At 56.4% G+C, this 23000-nt stretch carries 23 protein-coding genes and 2 tRNA genes; 14 read left to right on the top strand and 11 right to left on the bottom strand.

Annotated elements, in window-relative coordinates:
• Positions 1-28: 28 nt before the first annotated feature.
• The 5 genes from cmrA (at position 29) to B142_RS12225 (ending at position 3860) form a co-directional block, all read left to right on the top strand.
• On the top strand, positions 29-826 hold the full coding sequence (gene cmrA, locus B142_RS0107390; RefSeq protein WP_018120909.1) for a mycolate reductase: 798 nt from the start codon (positions 29-31) through the stop codon (positions 824-826).
• A 57-nt stretch (positions 827-883) separates the two neighbouring features.
• Positions 884-1564, top strand: a complete 681-nt coding sequence (gene orn, locus B142_RS0107385) for an oligoribonuclease (protein WP_018120908.1) — start codon at positions 884-886, stop codon at positions 1562-1564.
• Positions 1565-1613: 49 nt separating this feature from the next.
• Positions 1614-1689 (top strand) — tRNA-His (locus B142_RS0107380).
• A gap of 307 nt (positions 1690-1996) precedes the next feature.
• Positions 1997-3520: a molybdopterin-dependent oxidoreductase gene (locus B142_RS0107375; RefSeq protein ID WP_018120907.1), complete on the top strand. Its 1524-nt coding sequence runs from the start codon at positions 1997-1999 to the stop codon at positions 3518-3520.
• 70 nt (positions 3521-3590) lie between these two features.
• Positions 3591-3860, top strand: a complete 270-nt coding sequence (locus B142_RS12225) for a hypothetical protein (protein WP_018120906.1) — start codon at positions 3591-3593, stop codon at positions 3858-3860.
• Positions 3861-3863: 3 nt separating this feature from the next.
• On the opposite strand, the gene B142_RS0107365 is transcribed toward B142_RS12225, so the two are convergent.
• Both B142_RS0107365 and brnQ read right to left on the bottom strand, forming a co-directional pair.
• Positions 3864-5114, bottom strand: coding sequence for an NAD(P)/FAD-dependent oxidoreductase (locus tag B142_RS0107365; protein ID WP_018120905.1), 1251 nt, complete (start codon positions 5112-5114; stop codon positions 3864-3866).
• 51 nt (positions 5115-5165) lie between these two features.
• Positions 5166-6581: a branched-chain amino acid transport system II carrier protein gene (brnQ, locus tag B142_RS0107360; RefSeq protein WP_026167944.1), complete on the bottom strand. Its 1416-nt coding sequence runs from the start codon at positions 6579-6581 to the stop codon at positions 5166-5168.
• Positions 6582-6706: 125 nt separating this feature from the next.
• Between brnQ and B142_RS0107355 the strand changes: the two genes are divergently transcribed.
• Together B142_RS0107355 and B142_RS0107350 are read left to right on the top strand one after the other, a co-directional pair.
• Positions 6707-7669, top strand: coding sequence for an ornithine cyclodeaminase family protein (locus B142_RS0107355; protein ID WP_018120903.1), 963 nt, complete (start codon positions 6707-6709; stop codon positions 7667-7669).
• Positions 7670-7692: 23 nt separating this feature from the next.
• Complete coding sequence (locus tag B142_RS0107350; protein WP_018120902.1) at positions 7693-8361, top strand: GntR family transcriptional regulator; 669 nt, start codon at positions 7693-7695, stop codon at positions 8359-8361.
• Between the two features lie 3 nt (positions 8362-8364).
• On the opposite strand, the gene B142_RS0107345 is transcribed toward B142_RS0107350, so the two are convergent.
• Together B142_RS0107345 and B142_RS0107340 are read right to left on the bottom strand one after the other, a co-directional pair.
• On the bottom strand, positions 8365-10830 hold the full coding sequence (locus tag B142_RS0107345) for an ATP-dependent RNA helicase (RefSeq protein WP_026167943.1): 2466 nt from the start codon (positions 10828-10830) through the stop codon (positions 8365-8367).
• A 93-nt stretch (positions 10831-10923) separates the two neighbouring features.
• Positions 10924-12072 carry a L,D-transpeptidase gene (locus B142_RS0107340; protein WP_018120900.1) on the bottom strand — a complete coding sequence of 383 codons (1149 nt, stop codon included), beginning with the start codon at positions 12070-12072 and terminating at the stop codon, positions 10924-10926.
• 475 nt (positions 12073-12547) lie between these two features.
• Here B142_RS0107340 and B142_RS0107335 point away from each other — a divergent pair.
• Positions 12548-12620, top strand: a tRNA-Lys gene (locus B142_RS0107335).
• A 164-nt stretch (positions 12621-12784) separates the two neighbouring features.
• Here B142_RS0107335 and B142_RS0107330 read toward each other — a convergent pair.
• Positions 12785-13567, bottom strand: coding sequence for an enoyl-CoA hydratase-related protein (locus tag B142_RS0107330; RefSeq protein ID WP_018120899.1), 783 nt, complete (start codon positions 13565-13567; stop codon positions 12785-12787).
• A gap of 126 nt (positions 13568-13693) precedes the next feature.
• Positions 13694-15127, bottom strand: a complete 1434-nt coding sequence (locus B142_RS12220) for a glutaminase (RefSeq protein ID WP_018120898.1) — start codon at positions 15125-15127, stop codon at positions 13694-13696.
• A gap of 114 nt (positions 15128-15241) precedes the next feature.
• Here B142_RS12220 and B142_RS0107320 point away from each other — a divergent pair, with 114 nt between their 5' ends.
• Positions 15242-15850, top strand: coding sequence for a nicotinamidase (locus tag B142_RS0107320; RefSeq protein ID WP_018120897.1), 609 nt, complete (start codon positions 15242-15244; stop codon positions 15848-15850).
• Between the two features lie 53 nt (positions 15851-15903).
• On the opposite strand, the gene B142_RS0107315 is transcribed toward B142_RS0107320, so the two are convergent.
• Positions 15904-16185, bottom strand: coding sequence for a DUF3618 domain-containing protein (locus B142_RS0107315; RefSeq protein WP_018120896.1), 282 nt, complete (start codon positions 16183-16185; stop codon positions 15904-15906).
• 130 nt (positions 16186-16315) lie between these two features.
• On the opposite strand from B142_RS0107315, the gene bcp reads away from it, so the two are divergent.
• Positions 16316-16786, top strand: coding sequence for a thioredoxin-dependent thiol peroxidase (gene bcp, locus B142_RS0107310; RefSeq protein ID WP_018120895.1), 471 nt, complete (start codon positions 16316-16318; stop codon positions 16784-16786).
• Between the two features lie 53 nt (positions 16787-16839).
• Positions 16840-17460: a TetR/AcrR family transcriptional regulator gene (locus B142_RS0107305; RefSeq protein ID WP_018120894.1), complete on the top strand. Its 621-nt coding sequence runs from the start codon at positions 16840-16842 to the stop codon at positions 17458-17460.
• Positions 17461-17478: 18 nt separating this feature from the next.
• Here the strand turns inward: B142_RS0107305 and acpS are convergent, their stop codons facing one another.
• Genes acpS through B142_RS0107285 form a run of 4 tightly spaced genes read right to left on the bottom strand, consistent with a single transcriptional unit; the run spans position 17479 to position 20985 of the window.
• Positions 17479-17883 carry a holo-ACP synthase AcpS gene (acpS, locus tag B142_RS0107300; protein WP_018120893.1) on the bottom strand — a complete coding sequence of 135 codons (405 nt, stop codon included), beginning with the start codon at positions 17881-17883 and terminating at the stop codon, positions 17479-17481.
• 3 nt (positions 17884-17886) lie between these two features.
• A complete protein-coding gene (gene bioD / locus B142_RS12215; protein ID WP_018120892.1) occupies positions 17887-18564 on the bottom strand; it encodes an ATP-dependent dethiobiotin synthetase BioD in 678 nt (225 codons plus the stop codon).
• Positions 18565-18588: 24 nt separating this feature from the next.
• On the bottom strand, positions 18589-19965 hold the full coding sequence (locus tag B142_RS0107290) for an adenosylmethionine--8-amino-7-oxononanoate transaminase (RefSeq protein ID WP_039734034.1): 1377 nt from the start codon (positions 19963-19965) through the stop codon (positions 18589-18591).
• A gap of 39 nt (positions 19966-20004) precedes the next feature.
• Positions 20005-20985 carry an SPFH domain-containing protein gene (locus B142_RS0107285; protein WP_236658156.1) on the bottom strand — a complete coding sequence of 327 codons (981 nt, stop codon included), beginning with the start codon at positions 20983-20985 and terminating at the stop codon, positions 20005-20007.
• 197 nt (positions 20986-21182) lie between these two features.
• Between B142_RS0107285 and B142_RS0107280 the strand changes: the two genes are divergently transcribed.
• The 3 genes from B142_RS0107280 (at position 21183) to B142_RS0107270 (ending at position 22997) form a co-directional block, all read left to right on the top strand.
• The gene (locus B142_RS0107280; protein WP_018120889.1) at positions 21183-22019 is read left to right on the top strand and encodes an SDR family oxidoreductase; all 837 of its coding nucleotides are present in this window, start codon (positions 21183-21185) and stop codon (positions 22017-22019) included.
• Positions 22020-22049: 30 nt separating this feature from the next.
• Complete coding sequence (locus B142_RS0107275; RefSeq protein ID WP_018120888.1) at positions 22050-22661, top strand: class I SAM-dependent methyltransferase; 612 nt, start codon at positions 22050-22052, stop codon at positions 22659-22661.
• A 132-nt stretch (positions 22662-22793) separates the two neighbouring features.
• A complete protein-coding gene (locus tag B142_RS0107270; protein ID WP_018120887.1) occupies positions 22794-22997 on the top strand; it encodes a hypothetical protein in 204 nt (67 codons plus the stop codon).
• Positions 22998-23000: the final 3 nt, after the last annotated feature.

Raw genomic sequence — 23000 nt, 5'->3', positions numbered from 1 at the left:
ACGGCGCGTCCATTTCATAAGGAGAACCATGGCTCTTCCCCACCCGCGACCAGACTCGTATGCCCTGGTTACAGGCGCAAGTCAAGGCATCGGCGAGGCCATGGCACGCGATCTCGCCAAGGCCGGCCACAACCTCATCCTCGTTGCCCGGCGTGAACAGGTCTTGCACAATCTTGCCGACGAACTTAGCTCCCACGGCATCACTGCCGAGGTTTTCGCCGCAGACCTGTCCGACTACGACGAAGTGACGAGGCTGCTGGATTACCTTGAAAATAAAAAGGTCGTTATCGCAATAAACTCGGCGGGCATTGCGAGCTTCGGCAAATTCGTCGAACAAGATTGGGATTATGAAACCAACCAATTCCACCTGAACGCCACGGCGGTGCACCGAATCACCAATGCGGTTGTCCGCCCCATGAGGGAACGCGGCGAAGGCGCGATTTGCAACGTCGGCTCAGCCGCAGGCAATATCCCGATCCCGAATAATGCCACCTACGTATTCACCAAGGCGGGTGTCAATGCTTTTACCGAGGCGCTGCACTACGAGTTGAAGGGCACTGGCGTCAGCTGCACTTTGCTCGCCCCAGGGCCTGTGCGCGATGCCGTCGTGCCGGACGAGGAACAGTCAATCGTCGACAAGGTCGTGCCAGATTTCCTATGGACCACCTACGAGTCGTGCTCAGCAGAAACCCTGGACGCCATGGCGAAAAACAAACGTCGCGTGGTTCCCGGACCGCTATCAAAAGCAATGAACGTGCTTAGCCAGGTAATACCGGTGCCAGTGATCGCGCCGCTGGTTGGCAGTTTTTATTCCAAGATGGGCTAAACAGGTTTTGCTTAGTTAGAGCCGCCCGCACAATTTTCACGCAAGGAAGTTTTACTCATGACAACTGCTAATTCTGAAAATTCCGCGCCACATCACGCTGCTTCTACAAACGGAATTCCCGCGAAAAGCAACCGTCTAGTGTGGATCGACCTGGAAATGACCGGCTTGGATCCGAAGCAGCATGTCATCGTCGAAGTTGCAGCTTTGGTCACCGATGCCAACCTGAATATTCTTGGCGACGGCTATTCCGCGGTCATTCATGCCAGTGCAGAAGAACTGGCAAAGATGGATGATGTCGTTGTTCGCATGCACCAAGCTTCTGGCCTGGATAAAGAAATTGCGGAGTCCACCACCTCCATTGGCGAAGCTGAGCAAGCTATGTTGGATCTGATTGCGCAGCACTGTGAGGAAGATTGGACGGTTCCATTAGCCGGTAATTCGATCGCTACTGACCGCCGGTTTATCCAGGAATACATGCCAAAGCTGGATCAGCGCTTGCATTACCGCATGGTGGATGTCTCTACGATCAAAGAGCTTTCTCGTCGTTGGTTCCCTCGCGCATATTTCCAGCAACCGGATAAGGGCCAGGCGCACCGCGCGTTAGCCGATATTGTGGAATCAATCCGTGAGTTGGACTACTACCGCCGCGCGGTTTTTGTGGATCCAGACGAGCTTTCTAGCAACGATGCCGCCTGCGCGAAGGACGACGCAACCGCCGCTTACCAGTGGTTTTTGTAAACTCGCAATGATGCGCTAATCTAGTGCGTGCTGCTTTAGAGCAGCGATGGTGGCTGTAGTTCAGCTGGTAGAGCACTAGGTTGTGATCCTAGGTGTCGCGGGTTCGAGCCCCGTCAGCCACCCCAAAGTTTCACCCTCTTGGTCGCGGAAATGCGGCCAAGAGGGTGTTGTCGCGTGGCAGACTACATACATCCGGAACAGAGCGTGGGCGAGACTTTCGCCAGAATAATCCCATTATTTGTTCTATTTTCTGATAACTAACCCTGCACACACAAAGAAAAGCTAAGGCTTTTCAAGCATAAATCCCTAGCTCGCCGAGTGTAACTGACTCTCTTTTTCTATTTATAAGTGTTATGTTATAAAGAGGAATTTTCAAAGATTTTTCTCAATCACGCCCCATGACTGCTACCCCCTTGATTGAAGGAACAGCCAATGGAAATTAATCCAGATTTCCCACTCTGGCTCCGCGCCAGCCACCTCATCAACTTTGTCCTGATCGGCATCCTCCTACGTTCCGGCTGGGAGATGCTCGCCTCCATGCCTCGCCTGTGGTGGCGCAATGACTGCGCACCAGGCACGGAGTGGTTGAAGTTCACCAAGCGTGAGCTTCCCAAAGAAGAAGGCATCTACACCTCCCTAATGGATGAAAAGTCCGCTTCCCCAATTTTCACCCTCCCGGGCCGCGAAAACATCGGCTTAGGCCGTCACTGGCACGGCCTAGGCGTGATGCTGTGGGTGCTTAACGGCGTCTTCTACGTCATTATGCTATTTGCCACCGGGCTGTGGAAACGGCTAATCCCAACTTCCTGGGATGTTTTCCCCGAAGCCTGGGACTCGTTCAAAACGTACATGTCGTTCACCGCGCCAGGCATCGAACACTTCCAGCCTTACGACGCGTTGCAGCAGCTGACGTACTCATTCGTGATCTTCATCCTGGCTCCGTTCATGATGCTGACCGGCGTCGCAATGTCGCCTGCCGTGCGCCAGTCCATGCCGTGGTACGTAAAAATGTGGGGTGGGCATCAAGGTGCACGTTCCCTGCACTTCATCGGCATGGTGATGATGTCCGGCTTCGTAATCATGCACGTCGGTCTGGTCATGCTGGTACACCGCGATCACAACACCACGAACATGGTCTTCGGCGTTATGTCCACTGAACGCGCAGGCCAGGCGCTTTTCATCATGGTGCTTACCGTCGTGCTGGTCGTCTCTTTCTGGATCGGACTTTCCTACTGGTCGCTGTCGGATCGCGTCCGCGCCCACAATTTCTTGGTGCTTACTACCGAATGGGGCCGCAAAATCTTCCTGCAGAAACTGCGCCCACGCGGAGCTAAGCAGAAAGCCTACACTGACGACGATATTTCGGAATTCCACTGGACCAACGGTCTGCCACCAACGGAAGACGAATCCGAGTACTGGATTGAACAACGCGATAGCAACTGGGACGGCTATGAAATGACAGTCTTTGATGATGTCCGTGACGTCAACAAGACCATCACCTTGGGTGACCTCCGTGCCCTTCCCCAGCACTCGTACATCGCCACCCACACCTGTATGCAGGGATGGTCGGCCACGTCGCGCTGGAGCGGTCCGAAACTTACCGACGCGCTGGAGCTATTAGGCGAACGCCCAGAAGGGGCCCGCTACGTATTAATCGAGTCCTATGGTCTGGCGCAAAAGATGATTGATGATCGTCCCCGTGAGCCATTTTACGCCGCTATTGACCTAGAAACTGCCTACGAAGATGACACCATCCTCGCGCTGGACCGTAATGGCGAACCTATCGATAACCACCTGGGTGCACCGGTGCGGTTGCGCGTAGAATCTAACCACGGATACAAGCACGTGAAATGGGTATCGCGGATCGGCTGGATTAAGGATTACCAGGACTACCAAGATGGTCGTGGTGGAACCCGTGAAGATTCCGCACTGCAAGCCTTTAACGGCCGCATCTAGATACTCTTTTCGGTAGTGCTAGAACCTCTCTAGACCCGTAATTCTGGAAATCGTATTTCCGAGGAGAATAATGGCACCATTACAGACCACGCACTTTGCCGTTGCAGGTGTAGACAATAAAGACGGTGGCAAGACAAGCAAGAAGATTTTGCAGGCGCTTTACGACATCTTCAGCAGCGAAGGGATGGGCTATGCTGCCTTCGAATTCTCCCCGGATGCACCCGCACGGTTGATCATCAAGCACAAAGCTGACCAACAACCAGATATCGACGCACTCAACGCGCAAATGGCGAAGGTCAGCAAAGCGGAAATCTCAGAGGTGCTGTTCAAATCACGGTAGGTTTCATCCCAGCCACGTAAACCGTTCCGGATGAATCTTTTTCATCCACTCGGGCATCGTCTCGCCCGCGATCACACCAGCTACCAACTGTGCAGTCCGGGGCGCAAGGCTGATTCCTTGCATCGCATGCCCGGTCGCAACCACGACATTCGGGAATTTCTGCAGCGCGCCGATATGCGGCAAACCATCCGGAGTCATCGGACGCATCCCCTGCCACGGTTCCAGATCAAACTCGTTGACCGGCCAATCGGGAAAGAAGCTTTGCACACCTTTGAGGATGCCACCAGCCCGGACCTGGTTGAGGCTTTCGTCAATCCCACTAAACCCCATCGTTCCGGCAACACGCACGTGATCGCCCATAGGGGTGGCAACCACCTTGGCATCAGTCATGTACAGCGTGTCGGTGAGCCAGCCTTGTTCCACAGGGAAATCAAAACCATAGCCCTTACCTGTCTGAAGGGAGATATTCTGCCCCAGCTGCTTCACTACTTCGCCTGTCCAGGCTCCGGCAGCCACCACAACGTAATCCGGGTCAATAAACGACCCGTCAACAATCACGCGGGCTTTTCCGGAACCACGATCACGCAGCCACGCCCGAGAGGCGACGAATTCTACCCCGGCTTCCTGGCACGCTTTATGCAGTGCAGCTGTAAACTTCGCGGGATCGAGGTGTGCATCCCCGCGCGATTCAATTCCGCCCTGCACGTCTTCCGAAAGCTTCGGCTGGAAAGCACGCAATTCCGCATCATCCATGCGTCGGTAGCTCAATCCCGGAAAGTTCTCCGCAAAGTGCGCAAGCTCATCCAAGCGCGCATCCATGCCTGATGTGTCTTTAAACAATGTGCGCATCGTCGCAAAATCCAGGTCAACGTCGACGCCTTCGTCGACGAATTCGTCGAAAGTGCTAAAAGTCTCTTTGGACAGCTGAATCAGCGTTTCGGTGCCAGCGGCATAGTGCTTACTGCTGGTGTGCTGCAACATCCGCAACAAAAAAGTATAAAAGCGCCAGTCCGTCGACGGGCTAATATACAGCGGCGAATCCTTTTTCCAGAGCCATTTCATGGCCTTGGTGAGTACACCTGGGGCTGGGACTGGCTCGCTCATGGTCGGCACTACCCAACCAGCGTTATGGCTCGAAGCCTTGGATCCCGGCGCGACCGGGTCCACAATTGTCACGTTATGGCCTTCTTTGGCCAATCGAAAAGCACTGGCCATACCGATGGCACCAGCACCGATAACGACGATGTCTTTCATGGTTTCTGCCTTTCCTATCTCGCTGTTGTTGGCTCAAACAGTTTGCTTGCGCTAGCTTTCTGCCTTTTCGTCGGCAAGCTCTTCCATTGACTGTTCTTCGACCACTTCCGGTTTTCCAGCGGTGGCTTGCGCGTAGATATAACCGACCACTGCCCCCAGGATCGCTGGGATAATCCAACCACCGTAGTCAGTAAACAGCGGGATGAACGACAACGCGGCATCAATGCTGCTCATGTCGACGTTGGCAGCACGGATCGCATCAAGAATCGCGAAAGGCGCAGTAGCAATAGTTGCACCCACATAGACGGCGCGCGCTTTACCGAAAACACCGTCGACAAGGGTTAACAGAATCAGCACCATCGAGAGCGGATAAAGCAAAAACAGCACGGGAAGTGCGGCAGAAAGAACCGTCTCCAACCCCAAATTAGCGATGCCAAAGCCTAATCCCGCGTTGATCCAGACCCAGCTTTTGTACCCGACACGGGGGAATACACGGGCGAAATAATCAGCAACGGCAGTAAGGCAGGCAACGTTGGTGGTCAGGCCAGTCAAGAAAACGACAGTACCGATGACGTAAAGGCCGGGTTGACCGAGCAAGTATCGAGAAGCTTCGGCAAGCAATTGACCGCCATTATCCATGCGTCCGATAGCGTCAACGGAGCTTCCGCCTATCCATGCCAACGAAATGTGCAAGATTGCCAGCGCAACGACGGTGAACAATCCGGCTTTGAAAAAGACCGTGGAAATTCCATGGTTGCTGTTCACACCCTGGCTACGAATGGCTTGAATAAATACGCCAGCAAAAACCAGTGCGGCAGCGGCATCCATCGTCAGATATCCTTCGATAAACCCAGTGAAAAACGCGCCATCGGTATATGCGTCCAGCGGTTCGTGCACCTGCCCCATTGGGTTCACGATGGAGGTCACGATGATGATCAGCAACAAAATACCGAAAGCTGGGGTCAGTACCTTACCGATGCGGTCTACCAGCTTGTTTGGGTTTAAAGAGAGCCAGATAGTCGTTGCTATGAAAATAACCGAAAAGATCAACAGTGGCAGACGATGCGCGGTGTCTTGATTCGACAGCGAGGGCACAACACCAATTTCAAACACCACGGAAGTAGTGCGCGGAATGACGTAAATCGGCCCCAAGGTCAAAAACAGCACGAGGCAGAAAACAATCGCATACTTATTGCTTACCCGCGATGCCATTCGGTGTACGTCGCCGCTGGTTTTTGCTAATGCGACGATCGCCAAAAACACCAAACCGACGCCAGTGATTAAGAAACCGGTCATGGGGATCCACATGTCAGTACCGGCTTCTTGGCCGACCATTGGTGCGAAGATTATGTTACCGGCGCCTAGGAACATGGCGAAAAGCAGAAAACCTAATGCCCCAAGCTCAAAAAAATTCAGTTTTTTATCTGATGTCATCGTTGTCTTTCCACGTTGTACAGCAGCAGTCATGCTGAAGTACTCACTTGGTGATGGTCGTGATGTGATACGAAATCTAAAAATGTGCTCATTGTGATCTAGGTGAAACCTTAGAGCGCCAACGGTACAATTGCAATGACACCAGAAAGGACCTGACGATGCCCGAACACACTCCACCGGCTCCACAATTCATTTCCCACGACCAGGTTTATTCCGCGTTTACCCCGGCAGACGCCGTCGCCAAGCTTCGCGATACCCTGCGCAACGGCTTCGACCCCGCAGGTGATCAGTCACGTTCCGCCATCCCAGTCGAAAATGGCGAATTCCTGATCATGCCGTCCACCACCCCATCGGCATTCGGCATCAAGCTGTTATCGGTAGCCCCTCCCGGATACCAGGACGATCTGCCACGTATCCAAGGCTCGTACCTACTTTTCGACGGCACCACCCTGAGCCCGAAGGCACTAATCGATGGCATCGCCGTGACCAATTTGCGCACCCCAGCTGTGTCCATCTCGTGTGTCTACGATTTTCTTGCCGACGGCTCAAGCGAGTCACCTGCCCCACTCCACGTCGCCATCTTCGGCACCGGACCACAGGGGCGGGCCCACGCAGCTACCGTGGAATCCACCTTTCCCCATCGGGAAATATCCATCACGTTCCTATCGCGCACGGAACCGCACGATCTCGAAGACCGCTACACCTGGGTGCAAGCGGGAAGCCGCCAGGCTCGCGAGGTCACCCGTGCAGCCGACCTGGTTCTGTGCACCACCACCGCATCGAAACCGATACTGGCCAAAGATGATGTTTCGGACAGTGCGGTCATTGTCGCGGTCGGATCGCACTCACCACAGGCGCGGGAGCTGGCATCTGACCTCGTTGCCTCCTCCACGGTCATCGTGGAAGACATGGGCGCTACCCTGCGCGAAGGCGGCGATATCATTCAGCCGCTGAACGAAGGCGTCATTAGCAAAACTGATTTGCTGAGCTACGCCGACGTCGTCAGTGGAAAAGTTCAGGTTGCCCGCGATAAACCCATCGTTTTCAAATTCACGGGCATGCCTTGGGAAGATCTAGCACTCGCAGAAGCGATCGCCGAGAAGGTATCCGCTCAGGGCTAATCAGCGACACGTAAACTTGCACCATGACTCACGCTCAGATCCCCCAGATTTCTGCTCGCGCGGCGTCCCTGCGTGATCAAGTATCCGAATCCATCCGCGCCGGGCTGATTTCCGGCGAACTCGCCCCCGGCCAGATTTATTCGGCGCCACAACTGGCTGCGCAAATGGGGGTTTCCGCGACCCCAGTGCGCGAGGCCATGCTGTTTTTCGAACGCGAAGGCATGGTCACCAAAATGCGCAATACCGGGTATAAAGTCACCGAGCTTTCCGACGAGATCCTCGACGGGGCCGCCGAGGCCCGCATTCTGTTGGAAGTGCCCACTATGGCGAAAGTCGCGCGGATCTGCACCGGCGAAATCGCAGAAAAAGTCGAAGATTTACGGGCCCTGGCACATGAGTTGAATGACGCCGCCGAACGCGGGGACCTGGTCTCTTATTTGCAGGCGGATCTGCGCTTCCATTGTGATTTCCTGGCACTAGCCGGAAACCCGGTCATCGTGGAAACCGTTTCCAGTCTACGCACCCGCAGCCGCGTCACCGGCCTGCGTCGGCTCGCCGAAGCTGACAGTTTGGTTGCCAGCTCCCGCGAGCACGAAGCCATGATCGACGCTGCGCTCGCACAAGACGCCAACGCGATGGAAGCCATCGTGCGCACCCACATCGGGCACGTGCGCAAGGAATGGGCTGACTAAGCATTAGTTTTTGCGCAGCTTCGCATTTGTTTTTGCCGTCGCGGTTGCCTGCCACGGATCTTCCGGCCATGGGTGCTTTGGGTAGCGCCCCCGCATATCTGCGCGCACCCCGGCATAAGGCCCGGACCAAAAACTCGCCAAATCATCAGTAATCGCGAGCGGTCGCCCCGCTGGCGAAAGCAAGTGAAACTGCACCCGTTTACCGCAGTACGCCGGCGATTCCGCCAAACCGAAACATTCCTGCAATTTCACGCTTGCCACTGGTCGCTCCCCAGACCAATCCAACAGCACACCTCTTCCCGAAGGCACCGGCATCCGCTCTGGCGCTAACTCCTCCAACCGGGTGGCCTCCGGCCAAGGCAAAAGGCGCTGCAACGCGGGGTACAGATCCACCTTGGCAATCTGCATTCCTGAAGCGACCTTGTCTAATTCCGGAGCCAACCAGATAGCTGGGTCTGCAGCTGCCACATCCGGCCACGGCAAGCCGTAGTGCTCGTGCAGGTGGCGCAGCCGGTGGTATAAGTTGCTTGCCGACGCCGACCACTCGAATAATCCGAGCCCGTATTCCCGAATGCTTTCTGCCAATGCCTCGGCAGCGGCGTCGCCAGTGACCTGCACCGGAGTCGAGGACAGCTCGATTGCTCCGGCCATTTTTCGCTTCCGGCCACGGATCTTGCCGCCGTCCACCGTCGCGGTTGTGGTTTCTTCCACCCCGATGGCTTCCAACGCATCATCTTCCGTAATCCGCGCGGCGGACCGGATGATCGCGTTTCCTGCGTTCGACAACGAAATCTCGGAAACCGCAAGCCAGTCTGCATCCGCCAGACCGGAATCCGCCAACAAGCGCGCCCGCGTACCGCTCGCCAGAAGATATTCGCGGCTAGTCCCAGCCCCAGCGCTAGGGCCAGAACCAGAGCCCGAACTAGGACCAGAGTTAGAACCAGATGCCCCGGCAGACACCGCGCGGGCTACTTGTTCCGGGAAAGCGGCAGCCACCACTGCTCCCGGATCCGCCGGCCCCAAATCTGGCACCAAAGCCGCCAGCCGCTGCACTAACCGTTTCTGGGCACGCGCCCGAGCGATATCTCCGCGCGGGTTCTCATCCATTTTCGCGACGGTGTCCGCGGCCCCGGCACCATAACGCAATAACGCGGCACCCAGGCGCGGGTCCGTCGGCAAGAGGGCTAATTCTTTGTTGGCGCCAATGCGTTGCAAGGTGGTGCGGGCGGCAGCCATCGCTGTGGCCGGCGGCTGGTCCAATAACGGGAAATCCTGCCCAGCGCCCCAGGTGTCCAAAAATAGGGCGGCTTGTGTGAGGTCCGCACTAAGAATTTCTGGGGTCGTATGCGGCGCGAAGTGCTGGTAATCTTCCTGCGAATAGCAGCGCACGACGGTTCCCGGCCCTTCGCGCCCGGCACGTCCTGCACGCTGATCCGCACTAGATTTGGAAGTCGACGACGTCACCAACCCCGACATTCCCCTCTGCGCGTCACGCCGCGGCATACGAGCCAAGCCAGCATCGACGACAGCCCGCACCCCGGGCACCGTCAGCGACGATTCCGCGATCGAGGTTGCCACCACGATGCGCGTGGCATCGGTAGACAACGCGCGGTCCTGCTCTTCGGTGGATTGCTGGCCGTGCAGTGGGAAAACGGGGAGGTCAGCGTCGACAAACGTGGCTAATTCCGCGCACACTTGGTTGACTTCCCGCACCCCTGGCACGAAAACCAACGTCGACCCTGCGCTCGGCTTTCGTTGCTCAGACGCGTGCCCGCTCATCGGCTGTGCTGCCTGCTGTGCGTCTTGTTGGGCTACTTGCTGTGCTGCTTGTTCTGCGACGTGGCGGTAAAAACCACGCTCTCCTGCTGCCCGGCCGGGCGCCGGCGCATAATTGATTTCCACAGGATGAATGGCTGCCTCAGTGACGTGTATCGGTGCATCCATGAGCTGGGAAAACCGCTGTGCATCGACGGTGGCAGACATAGCGATCACGCGAAAATCTTCGCGCAACTCGGCCAACTCCAAGCACATGCCCAACACCAGGTCGGTATCGAGTTGGCGCTCGTGGACCTCATCAATCGCCACAGCTGCTACCCCGGGAAGCTCTGGATCACGCAATAAACGGCGTAGTAACACCCCCGGGGTCACAAATTCCACTGCTCTACCCGGCACGGATTCGCCCCGAATGGCATGGCCGACAAGCTTCGGCTGGCCGGACAGGGCTCGCAGCCGATGCGCGGCTGCACGCACCGCAACCCGGCGTGGGGCAGTCACGATAATCTTGCCGACGCCCGATGCGGTGTGTTCGGCCGCATGATTGTGCGCTGCCTGATTTGCCAGCGCTGGTGGAATCAGTGTGGTTTTACCGGTCCCTGGCGGGGCTTGCACGACGACGTTGCCGTCGGCCGGCAGGCTAGCAATGGTCTCGGCAACAGGCAGGCCTGCACCGATGCGTGTGAGATCAAAAATGCGCGTCATAGTTATTCACGCATTCTAGTGTTGCCGGTCCCGCTGTTAGGCTTGGCCACGACGGGGGTGCTGCAGCCGCGTCTGGCCTGGCGGCTACCAAGAGCCGATCTCGTCGGTGTTACCCGCCGACCATGTTTCCCAGTCAATATTCCAGTCACCCAGCCCGTCGTAGCCCGACAGGGTGCCACCGCTGGTGTTTTTCACCTCAATGACGTCACCGCGCTTGACGGTGTTCATAAACCACTGCGCATCGGCATCGGTGACGTTAATGCAGCCGTGCGAGGTATTCGATTTGCCCTGCGCCCACTCCGACCACGGTGCTCCGTGCACGTAGATGCCGGAATACGACATCTGCGTCGCAAAGTTCACCTCGGTGCGATACGAGCCTTCGCCGGTCAGCCCGAAGGTCGTGGAATCCATCACCAGCTCGTTGTGCTGATCGCCAACCAAATAGGTTCCGTTCGGGGTTGCATACTCCGGACGGCCCAACGACACCGGCACGCTGCGCAGGGTCTCACCATTACGGGTAACCGTCATGGTTTTGGTGGCATCGTCGACGACCGCGCGCACATCATCACCAATGGTGAAGCTCGCGGAGTTGTCCTTACTACCCCACATGCCGTTGCCCATGTCTACGCCATAAATATCGGCGTCGACGCTGACCTTGGTTCCTGGCTCCCAGTACTCTTTCGGGCGCCAGCGCAGCTCACTGTTGCTGATCCAGTAGAACGCACCAACGGTGTCATTGGACGTCTCAATGGTGATGGCATCCTGCACCGCCTGGCGATCGTACACCGTGCCAGCGAAACGGAAGTTGATTGTCTGGCCGATGCCCACTGTGGAATCCGGAAGCGGCACCATCGACACCGCGGACTGACTGGTTGGCTGTGGCGTCGTAAAGCTTGCCGACGTCGTGTTGCCCTCCACATCAGTAGCCTCGATGGTGTAGCTGCGGTTATAGCCGAGGACTTCGTCGGTCTTCCACGTTTTTCTGTCATCAGAAAGAACGGATTCCACCTCATAGCCAACCTCGTTGACCATCGTAACGGATTTCAGCTCGTTTTCGCCGGTGACCTCAACAGGAACGGTGGGGTTTACTTCCGTGGCGCCGTCTTTCACGCTGATCGACGGCGGGGTTTCCAAACTCTGACTTTCTGCTGCCGATGAATGCTGCGTGTCAGAACTGGTATCCGCGCAGGCCGCAAGGCCTAACACCAACCCTCCGATTGCGAGGGTGGACACTGTTTTAGACCAGAAGGTCAACGCGGAGCTCCTTTCGCAGCACACAGCTGCATTTAGTTCAATATCGGGATGGCAATAAGGCCTGCCCAGCAGGCAGGCCGGTAATTAAGCACTGCTAGCGAGACTAACCCATTGATGCTGGTTTTCCAGCACTTATGGACATGAGTTATCCAGTTTTAACCGAATCGTTGCATAAATGGAGTGTTATTAATTAATCGCTTCCCACATCCGTTGTGTTAACGCCTAACGTTTTGTTAACACCTAAGGAGATACCGCCCGAAGAGTTAGCGCAAAACCATGCCCCTACATGACACCGCAGATAACCCTAGAAGCTTCACATAAAGGGTGAAAAACCGCAGCTCAGCGGTGCGATTTTTCTTATTCCAGAACCACTGCTAGAGTACTTATTCGTTGCACACGGTACAGTGTTTTACACAGAGTGTTCAACAGTAAGGGTTGAGTGATCAACACTTACGCGCCATTAGCTCAATTGGCAGAGCAACTGACTCTTAATCAGTGGGTTCGGGGTTCGATTCCCTGATGGCGCACAGTATAAGCAGGTCAGATGATTGTGATTTCAATCACCTGACCTGTTTTCGCATAGCGGCCTCTAAACCACAGTTGATGCACATGCATAGTTAGCTCACGTGATCGTAGCCGCTACACGCCACTAGCTTAGTAGCCGAGCGCGCTAGCCAGCTAATTAAACCAGTTATCTAAACCGAGGCGCGCGACGCTCCGCAAAGGCCTGCACACCTTCGCGGTGTCCCTCACTACGCAGCAACTTCGGCTGTTGTTCAGCCTCATGTGCCAATGTTTGCGACAACCGCCCCAGGCTGGCCGCGTTTACCCCACGTTTAGTAGCAGCTAGCGCTTCCTGCGAAGCCATCTGCAGCGCCGCTGCACACCCTCTGGCGGCATCTAACGCACCACCGTCGTCGGCAAGCTCAGCCAATAAACCCGCTTGGTGCGCAGCCGCAGCCGGCAAAGGCTGCTGCAACAACGCCATGCGCATCGCGACTGCCCTCCCGAGCGAAGCCGCTAAAGTCTGCATCACGCCGCCGTCGGGAAGCAGCCCGATCCGGCCAAAAGGCAACACAAAAAACGCACTGCGCGCAGCCACCACCAGATCACACGCCAACGCCAACGACGCCCCCACCCCAGCTGCGGCACCTTCTACGGCCGCAATAACCGGCACCTCTGCTTCGACAATAGTGCTGATCATGGAGTTAAGCTCACCCATCGAAGCCTGCATGTGCTCATCACTAACAGAACTCAATGACACACTTGCAGTCAGATCCAAGCCGGAACAAAAATGCTCGCCCGCACCTGTAATAACGATCGCGCGCACCGAATCATCAACGGCTAGCTCCGCGACGGTATTCGCGATCTCGCCGAAAGCCGTGTGCGTGAGCGCGTTGCGTTTATCCGGATTAACAATCGTGATGGTTGCCAGGTTGCCGTCGATGTTTTGCTGAATGAGCTCGTGCGCCATGTGCGCCCCTTTGTGCGTTTGTGTTCCACTTCTGGGCACCACAATAGCAAAGTTTGAGTGATCTTCCACACATAAACTTTAGGGTTGGCGCTACATCACGAACACATTGGCTAGCTCATTACAGCATTAGTTAACGTCAGCGGGTTCCTTCGGCGCAGCAGACTCAGCTTCTGCGCTGGGATCTTCTGCACCGTCTTCTTCTGCACCGTCAGCCCAGTCTTCCCAGTTATCCGGGCGTTGTGGCTGGTCTGGGTCCGGGCAATCGTCGTCATGATAGCGATCGTCTTCGCGCTCTGTAGCAAACGGCGCGGATTCCTGCTCGTTGACGTGGATCTCCGTACCATCCACCCGTCGGTAATCGGGCACGTGATCGTCCGGGTCCACAATCGAGATGCGGAAGCCTTTTTCTTCCAACAGGTGCATACCTTCTTTGAGCAGGTACCTGCCCATCTTGCGGATGCCAGAAACCCGAGTCATATCGAAGATGACGTGGTCCCCGGAGATCTCATGCTGCGAGAGCTCATACAGAATAGACTCCGCCGAATTGAAATTGATCATGCCCTGCAACGTGACGACGGTATCTTCCTGGTAGGTCACGATCGAGCGCACCGCATCCACACCCGCTCGGTCATCGGCCGCCATCAAGTGCAAGCCCATGTCCTGCGAAAGCAGCTTGAAAATCCGCACACCACGCACGGAATTGCCGTATTCATTCAGCCGCGGTGAATACGACGCAAAGCCCAACTGGCCCGGCAAAGTTCCCAGCAAACCACCGGAAACACCGGATTTTGCGGGGATTCCCACGTGCGCCATCCAGCGACCAGCTTGGTCATACATGCCCGCTGAACTCATCACCGCTAGCGTCAACCGGCACACATCCGGCTCGAGCACCCGCTTGCCATTCAACGGATGCTTGCCACCATTGGCCAACACGGCAGACATAAACGCCAGGTCACGAGTGTTCACAATGATCGAGCACTGCGCGGTATAACTGACGACGGCATCGTGGGCATCATCCTGAATAATGTCGTAATTACGCAGCATGTGCGCCAACGACAGGTTACGGTCCGCGAATTTCAGTTCGGATTCGCACAAGTCATAATCCACCCGCAGCTGTCGGCACGCCATCTCAGATAGGAAAGAGCGAATCATTTCGATACGGTCTTCCACCGTGGCTTCCGTACCACCAATCAACTGGGTTACGGCAATCGCACCCGCGTTAATCATGGGGTTCACCGGACGGTGGCCCTCGCGGTCCAGCGAGAGCTCGTTGAAGGCCTCACCGGATGGCTCCATGCCGACGATTTCGCTGACCACATCAATGCCGTGTTCCTGCACAGCCATGGCGTAGACGAACGGTTTAGAGATCGATTGGATGCTAAATTCCACCTCTGCATCACCGGCGCTGTAAATATGCCCGCTGGTAGTGCACATCGCCGCGCCCAAAGCATTCGGGTTTTTATCCGCCAATTCCGGAATATAGTCGGCGTTCGCGCCTGCGTCTTTGTAGCGGACCTCGTCCAGGATGGTGTCGAGGTAGGAAGAAATAGGTGCTTTCACAATCACTCTCCTGGAAAATTCAATCGAAAACGAAAACAGCGGCAAAATCCTGTGCCAGAATACGCGTTCCACGCACGTGAACAAACAGCCGGGGGAATACTAGACTGGAAAACTATGAGCGACAACACTGATACCCCAACTGATACCCCAGAAAACACTGCGCACACCGCCCTGATCGTCGTCGATGTGCAAAACGATTTTTGCCCGGGAGGCTCCCTGGGCACCGAGCATGGCGACGACGTCGCAGCGCGCATTGGCGCACTTGATACCAGCGGTTACGATCACGTCGTGGCGACGATGGACTGGCACATCGATCCGGGCTCACACTTTGCGCCAGAAGGTGAGGAACCGAATTTCACCACCACGTGGCCAGTGCACTGCGTCGCTGATTCCCACGGTGCACAGCTACACCCCGGCGTTAGCGCGATGGAATTCGACGCAATATTCCGCAAAGGCGAATACACCGCAGCATATTCCGGATTTGAAGCCGCAAATTCCGAGGGCACCGGATTAGCCGAATGGCTGAATGAACGCGGCGTTACACAGGTGGATATTGCAGGCATTGCCACCGATTATTGCGTGCGCGCGACGGTGCTGGATGCATGCGAGCAAACACAAGCCCGCGTGCGCGTACTGCGGGATCTGTGCTCACCGGTAGCGGAGGAAACAGAACGCAGCGCTATCGAAGAGATGCGCGACGCGGGTGCGGAGATCGTCGACTAGGATCGTCGACTAGCTTTTCAACGAGCGCGACCTAGTGAAACACGCGTGACGGGCTAGACGTCGTGTTCAACGATCATGCGCTTGAGCTCGTGAATGTCTTTCTTGCGCTGGCGGCCTTTAAATACGTTGAAGGCAATGCCAGCGGCAACAACGGCGCCGACACCAGCCAGGACTTTCTGCACCTGCGGGTCCTGCAGTTTTTCCAGGAGATTGGATTTGGCATCGTTAACTAGGTTCGACGGCTTGGTGCGCTGTGCAAGCTCATCAAGCGTTCCCGCCAGCTGCTTGCGGGTGCGTTCAATATCACGCTGAATATCGTCAATTTTCCGTGCCACGTGCACTCTCCTATTAATTCACTGCTGTCGTTCACTGTTCACAGTTTCCTGGCAATTATGTTAGCTAGTCTACGTCAGACTACCTTTCTGCGCCTACCCGGTGGCCTGCTAACCCGGTACTGTGTTGGGTATGAGCAATATTCAACTTGGCGTAGGAGATACTGCACCCGATTTCGAGCTGCCGAACGACGAAGGCGGCACCACGAAACTCTCGGATTATTCGCGGGTACTGGTCTATTTCTATCCCAAGGCCAACACACCTGGATGCACCAAAGAAGCGTGCGACTTCCGCGATTCTTTGGGTCAGCTCAATGAACTAGGCATCGACGTCGTCGGCATCTCGCCGGACAAGCCGGAGAAACTCGCGGAGTTCAAAAAGGACCACGACCTGAACTTCCCGCTGCTTTCCGACGTCGACAAGAAGGTCATGGAAGCTTACGGAGCATTCGGCGAGAAGAATAACTATGGCAAGAAGGTCCAGGGCGTTATTCGTTCCACGTTCATCGTCAACAACGGCGCGATTGCGATGGCGCAGTACAACGTCAAAGCCACCGGCCACGTCGCCCGTGTGGTGCGTGATTTGCCGGATCTGGAAAGCTAAACCAAAACCACGACCAACCATAACGACGTTGAAGACAGGCAGGACGAAAGCCGATGTCAGAGATTCTGGTGCCGCGGCGTCGGCCGTCGCAGGCGCGTAGCCGGGAGCGTTTTCACCGCATCCTGCAGGCCGCGCGCAGCGTGCTTGTCGACGTCGGCTTTGAATCTTTCACTTTCGACGAGGTGGCCCGCCGCGCCGAAGTGCCGATCGGCACGCTTTATCAGTTTTTCGCGAATAAATACGCGATGATCTGCGAACTCGATCGCGTCGATACCGCAGAATCCATCGGCGCGTTGCAGTCTTTTTCTGAGCAGATCCCCGCGCCCCAGTGGCCCGAGGTGTTGGAAGGGTTCATCGATCACCTCGCCCGGATGTGGAGTGAGGATCCTTCCCGTCGTGCCGTGTGGCATGCCATCCAATCCACCCCGGCTACCCGCGCGACAGCAGCAGATACACAACAGGAAATGCTGGCGATCATCGCCCAGGCATTGCGCCCGCTGGCACCGGAGATGGCAGAAGATGCGCGCTTGGAGATGGCTGGTTTGCTGGTGCACACGGTGGTCTCTTTGCTGAATTACGGCGTGCAAGACGAAGATCCTGCAGCACTTGCCCGCACCGTCGACGAGACCAAGCGCATGCTGGTTGCCTACCTATTTAGCGTGGCAACGCTATAACGCTGTAACGCTAGTGGCCTAGTAGTACAGCACACAGGTCGCGGTGGCATAGTCACCATCGTGGCTGATGCTGATGCTGTGCTGGAATTCACCAAGTGCCGTCGTGATTTCTGCCCGCAATTCCGGCGCGAAATCTAATGCTAGCCTGCCCCAGCGATCCGGACGCACCGTGATCGCGGACCACACGATCTCTTCTTCTGCCAACCACGGTGGACTGCCATACCGGGCCTGCGCCCAGGCCTTCACGAATGCTTCTTTCGCCGCCCAGCGACCCGCTAAATGCACATAGCGCCCATGCGCACTGGCCGTCGCGCTGCGCCATTCAAAATCACTAAACACCCGGCGGAAACTCGACCCCGGAAGCTCCAACTGCTCGCGCAGCCCAGGCACATGCACCAAATCAGTACCGATTGCAATGTGCATGTCTTACAGCCCCATCAGCGGTAATCCCGCCACGGAATGAAAGGCAGGAACACCGAGCTTGTCGACGCGCTTGCGAAATTCTTCCGGCGCGCACGATCCAATCCCTTCCGGCAGGCTAAACCAGAGATTTTTCCCAGTCACCCGGGGCAGTTCCTGCATGTTCAGCTGCGTCGCCAAATCTGGTTCTTCCGGCACGCTGCCACCAACAAGCCCGGCGACCTCTACACCAGCGGATTCTGCCGTGCGCACCGTCAACTCGGCCATATTCAAACTCCCCAGCCCAGTGCTGGTCACCACCACGAGTTTTTCACCTAAGTCTTTGGCCAAATCCAGCGCACTAAAGTCCCGGCCCCGCGCATCCGTGCCCAGGCGCACCAATAATCCACCAGCACCTTCCACCAAACAGATGCCGTGTTGCGCGCGAAAATCCGAGATCCACTGGCCGACCGACTCACGATCGGCCTGCGGCATCTCGGCTCGTTTGGCGGCTAGGTTGGGAGCCAACGGGTCCGGGTAGCGACGGTAGACATCCCCGGCAATTCCGGTGAATTTCTCTACGACCCCGGCATCGTCATCCGCACCAGTCTGCAATGGCTTGAGCACCGGCTGCTGCCAGGCCCATCCCAGTGCCGCCGCCGCGATAGTCTTGCCGACGCCCGTGCCAGTCCCAGTAATGATCATGCAGATTCCTTTGTTCTTGCTGGTTTAGTGCGCAGCCTGCGCAGGGCTGCCGCAGGCTGCAACGATACGCGCTATCGCCCGGCAGATGGTGGCGATCTCGTCGTCAGTGCAAATATACGGTGGCATCGTATAAACCAGCCGCCCGAAAGGACGAATCCACACCCCTGCCGACAATGCGGCAGCGGTGGCGGTGGCCATGTCCACATCATGGTCCATTTCCACCACTCCGATCGCCCCCAGCACACGAACGTCGGCCACGCCTGGCATTTCGCGCAGCGGATCCAGCCCGTCGACAAGCCGAGCCGCAATGCGTGGGACTTGTTCACGCCAGTGGCCTTCCCGGATCATGGCTGTCGCCTCGCTGGCTACCGCGCATGCCAACGGGTTGGCCATAAACGTCGGTCCGTGCATCAGCGCTGCAGGCTGCATAGTTTTGGCGATTTCTTTTGTCGCCAACGTGGCTGCCAAGGACATAAAACCACCAGTCAAGGCCTTGCCAACGCACAAAATATCCGGGGTGATTCCAGCAGCATGGGTGGTAAATAGATCGCCGGTACGGCCAAAACCGGTAGCGATTTCATCGGCAATCAACACGATTCCGTGCTTGGTGCACAGCTCACGGATGCCAACCAGCAACTCGTGGTCATGAAAGCGCATGCCTCCGGCGCCCTGTACCACTGGTTCGATAATCATCGCGGCGATCTCGTCGGTCATGGCCGCCTCGACCACGCGCAAGTAATCGGTACGCTGTTCTGAGCTAGCACCACGCGTCGGCGGTGCTGGGACAAAAGCTTGTTCTTTCACCGTCCCGTTCCACAGCGAATGCATGCCACCATCCGGATCGCACACGCTCATCGCCTGGAATGTATCGCCGTGGTAACCCGAGCGCCAGGTCAACAATTTATTCGGGGTGCTTGTGCCTGTGCTCGTGCTCGTGTTTGCACTTGTGCTGTCGCTGTTTTTACCGCGGGCGTACTGCAACGCCATCTTGATCGCGACTTCCACCGACACCGAACCGGAATCCGAATAAAACACCTGCTGGTAACGGTTTTCGGTCAGAGCAAACAAGTTCTGCGTCAACTGCGCGGCAGGTTGGTGTGTCAGCCCACCGAACATAACGTGACTCATCGCAGAAATCTGGCGCTGTGCCGCATCCACCAAACGCGGGTGGGAATGGCCAAAGCAGGCAGCCCACCACGAACTCATGCCATCAATCACCCACTGTGATTCGGGTTTCGCAGGGTGTTCTGCGGTTGCATCCGGTACTGCGGTGGTGGAGGCGTCGGCAAGCTCGAGATAAATGCCCTCGGTCGAGCGCACCACGCGGGTCGGCTCGCCAGGGGCGGCATACGGGTGCCAAATGTGCTGGGCATCGATCGCGGAAATCTCACTGGCAGGCATCCGGGAAGGCGGCAACGGCGCATCGGTGTCGGGCACAGGCTAGTCCTTCGTGGTGTTGTCGCGCTGCTGAGGAAAGCGCTTGGTCTTTGGGGATTTATGAGCAGCACTCAGCTGCGTCGAGTACAACACATTACGCATGCCGTCGAAAAGCTCACCCATACCGCCCGGATTATTAGGCATGAACATGACATTGGAACCGCCATTACCGGCGACATCAACCATCGCATCCAAATACTGCGAGACCAACATGAGCACTTCCGGGGATTCCTCGATGCCCGCCTCGCGCAACAACTCGTACTGCGCAGCGATACCTTCGACGATCTCTTTGCGCTGATCAGCCACACCACGCCCCTGCAATCGGCGGGCTTCTGCGGCACCTTCGGCCTCTTTGACCACGCGGATCTTTTCGGCTTCTGCCTGCGAGACCGCAGCATCACGTTCACGTTGGGCGGCGTTGATGGCGTTCATGGAATCGCGCACCTTGGAATCCGGGCGAATATCCGTGACCAGGGTATTGACGAAGTGCCAACCATATTCCGCCATGTTGTCACGCAGAGATTCCGCCACGTTGCGGGCAATATCATCCTTGGAAGAAAATGACTCATCCAACTTCATGCCCGCTACGGAAGAACGCACATTATCCTGTACATAGGCGATGATCTGCTGCTCGTGATTGGACAGTAAATAGTACGCCTCGCGCTCGCGGCCTTCCACGACTTGGTACTGCACCGCGACGGGGATCTGGACGAAGACGTTGTCTTGTGTTTTAGTCTCCACCATCACGTCGAGCTGTTGCACCTGCAACGAGATACGATCACGCACCTTGTCGACGAACGGGATCTTGATATTCAGCCCGGCATGCGCGACATGGTGAAATTTGCCCATCCGCTCAATCACGGCGGCCTGCCGGGTTTGCACCGTGAAAATCGAAGACGTGGCCACCAAAATCAGTAATACGAGGAAAATCCCCACCGTCGAAAGCAAAATCATGCGCGTGTCCTTTCCCATAGGTCTACTCATCCAATAGGTCTACTCAAGTGGCTAACTGCGACTGTCGGCTGACAACCCAGAATCAACACACCATGAGCGCCATGCGTACTATCGCTAATCCTTTTCCTATTTAAACGCATTTCCGGCGTCTGCGTAACCCTTTGCTGCATTTCCGCAAACCTGTTAGTTGCAACACAAATAATAAAAATGTGGCGTAGTCTATGAGCATGAGCTCAGCACAGAACAAATCCACAAACGCACAAACCGCAACCAGCAACTCTCCCACCAGGGCCACGCCACGCAGCATTTTCGTGTCCGGGGGCGCAACGGGCATCGGCAAGGCCGTCGCCACGAAGTTCCTGGACGCAGGGTGGGTGGTCGGCGCCTATGACATTGACGACGAGCACCTGCAGCAGTTCCAGTCCGAATACCCACAGCTCATCATTGGACACCTGGATGTCACCGACGCTGCGCAGTGGGAAGATGCCCTGGCAGATTTCACCGCGCATACCGACGGAACACTAACCGTCCTGGACAACAACGCCGGTGTCATCGGTTTTGGCGATATCACTGAGCAAGACCCTGACCTGATCGCAGCCCAAGTAAGCATCAACTGCACCGGTGTCACCCTAGGCGCACGCGCCGCACACCAGTACTTGAAGAAAACTCCTGGTGCGCACCTGGTGAATATGGGATCGGCATCCTCCATTTACGGGCAACCACACATCGTCCCATATTCGGCGTCCAAGTTTTACGTGCAAGGCTTTAGCCAAGCGCTGGATCTGGAGTGGGAAAACGACGATATCCGTGTGGTCAACATCATGCCACTATGGGCAAAAACAAAACTGTCCAGCGGTGATGCACAATCCATCAAACGGTTGGGTGTACACCTGACACCAGAACAAGTCGCGGACAAAATCTGGCAAGCAGTGCACCCGTCCCACGGGCTCACCCGCCGCCGCATCATGTATTCGGTAGGTCTGCCGTCGCTGCTTCTTCGCTACGCCGCACGGTTTGCACCATCCATTGCGGTGCGGTTTATGAACAAGCTGATCGCGCAGTAAATCACAGCACCCACGCACTAGAATGGAGACATGCCTACCTGGAATGACCTCACCCGTAACAATCCGTCGCACTCAGAAAACTACGCTGCGCGCTGGAAACGCTTTATCGCAGAAGGCAAAGACATCGACGGCGAGGCGCGTTTTATCGACGCGCTGAGCCAATGCGGCGCAAGAATTCTCGACGCTGGGTGCGGCACCGGGCGTGCCGGCGGCCCATTGATTGACCGCGGCCACACCGTCGCCGGAATCGATCTGGACCCGGTGCTTATTAACCATGCGAAGCACGATTTCCCGAATGGCGAATGGCACGTCGGCGATCTGGGTTCTGCCACTTTGTACGATCAGCCCGAGCTGGGGCACATGCGCGGCAGCTTCGACGTGGTTTTTAGCGTCGGCAACGTACTTGGCTTTATTGATCCAGTAGATCGCGAGCATGCCATCGAGAATCTCTATGCGCCATTGCGCCCGGGCGGTCGCGCAGTATTGGCCTTTGGCGCTGGCCGCGGTTGGGGCTTCAGCGAATTCCTGGATTCGTGTACTGCGGCTGGTTTCGCACAAGATCTGCTGCTATCTAGTTTCAACATCGAGCCATTCGATACTGACTCCGACTTCCTCATCGCAGTTTTGCGTCGTCCGCGGTAGCGACCGTGTGCGCCTAGCGAAAATAATTATGTAAGTTCATACATGATCAACGCTTTTTAAGTATCCCCCAGAGCTGTACCCCCGGAACAAAATGTCGAAACATTGGATACAAAGAGGAGGAGGTGAGCTAGATTGAGCCAATTACTGGCAGCTAATGCGCGCCAGCAAGGCGACTGCATAGGCTTTCAAGACGCACATAGTCGTATGACCTGGGTCCAGCAAGACGAAGTCGATGAGACAAACAATGAACTGTTCTCTGACCCCAATGCACTAGCCCAGTTCAACGATGGACTGGAAGACTTCGCAGACGGGCGATTCATCGACTTTGAGCTCTAATGC

Source organism: Corynebacterium propinquum DSM 44285 (assembly GCF_000375525.1).
Lineage (GTDB): Bacteria > Actinomycetota > Actinomycetes > Mycobacteriales > Mycobacteriaceae > Corynebacterium > Corynebacterium propinquum.
This window is presented reverse-complemented; position numbering and strand designations above follow the sequence as displayed.

Excerpts from the sequence above, each read along its gene's own strand:
- bioD (WP_018120892.1), bottom strand. The coding sequence starts at position 18,564 with ATGATCATTACTGGGACTGGCACGGGCGTCGGCAAGACTATCGCGGCG.
- B142_RS0107305 (WP_018120894.1), top strand. The coding sequence starts at position 16,840 with ATGTCAGAGATTCTGGTGCCGCGGCGTCGGCCGTCGCAGGCGCGTAGC.
- B142_RS0107285 (WP_236658156.1), bottom strand. The coding sequence starts at position 20,985 with ATGAGTAGACCTATGGGAAAGGACACGCGCATGATTTTGCTTTCGACG.
- bcp (WP_018120895.1), top strand. The coding sequence starts at position 16,316 with ATGAGCAATATTCAACTTGGCGTAGGAGATACTGCACCCGATTTCGAG.
- B142_RS0107375 (WP_018120907.1), top strand. The coding sequence starts at position 1,997 with ATGGAAATTAATCCAGATTTCCCACTCTGGCTCCGCGCCAGCCACCTC.
- brnQ (WP_026167944.1), bottom strand. The coding sequence starts at position 6,581 with ATGACTGCTGCTGTACAACGTGGAAAGACAACGATGACATCAGATAAA.
- orn (WP_018120908.1), top strand. The coding sequence starts at position 884 with ATGACAACTGCTAATTCTGAAAATTCCGCGCCACATCACGCTGCTTCT.
- B142_RS0107280 (WP_018120889.1), top strand. The coding sequence starts at position 21,183 with ATGAGCTCAGCACAGAACAAATCCACAAACGCACAAACCGCAACCAGC.
- cmrA (WP_018120909.1), top strand. The coding sequence starts at position 29 with ATGGCTCTTCCCCACCCGCGACCAGACTCGTATGCCCTGGTTACAGGC.
- B142_RS0107355 (WP_018120903.1), top strand. The coding sequence starts at position 6,707 with ATGCCCGAACACACTCCACCGGCTCCACAATTCATTTCCCACGACCAG.
- B142_RS0107320 (WP_018120897.1), top strand. The coding sequence starts at position 15,242 with ATGAGCGACAACACTGATACCCCAACTGATACCCCAGAAAACACTGCG.
- B142_RS0107330 (WP_018120899.1), bottom strand. The coding sequence starts at position 13,567 with ATGGCGCACGAGCTCATTCAGCAAAACATCGACGGCAACCTGGCAACC.
- acpS (WP_018120893.1), bottom strand. The coding sequence starts at position 17,883 with ATGCACATTGCAATCGGTACTGATTTGGTGCATGTGCCTGGGCTGCGC.
- B142_RS0107350 (WP_018120902.1), top strand. The coding sequence starts at position 7,693 with ATGACTCACGCTCAGATCCCCCAGATTTCTGCTCGCGCGGCGTCCCTG.
- B142_RS0107275 (WP_018120888.1), top strand. The coding sequence starts at position 22,050 with ATGCCTACCTGGAATGACCTCACCCGTAACAATCCGTCGCACTCAGAA.
- B142_RS0107365 (WP_018120905.1), bottom strand. The coding sequence starts at position 5,114 with ATGAAAGACATCGTCGTTATCGGTGCTGGTGCCATCGGTATGGCCAGT.
- B142_RS12225 (WP_018120906.1), top strand. The coding sequence starts at position 3,591 with ATGGCACCATTACAGACCACGCACTTTGCCGTTGCAGGTGTAGACAAT.
- B142_RS0107290 (WP_039734034.1), bottom strand. The coding sequence starts at position 19,965 with ATGCCTGCCAGTGAGATTTCCGCGATCGATGCCCAGCACATTTGGCAC.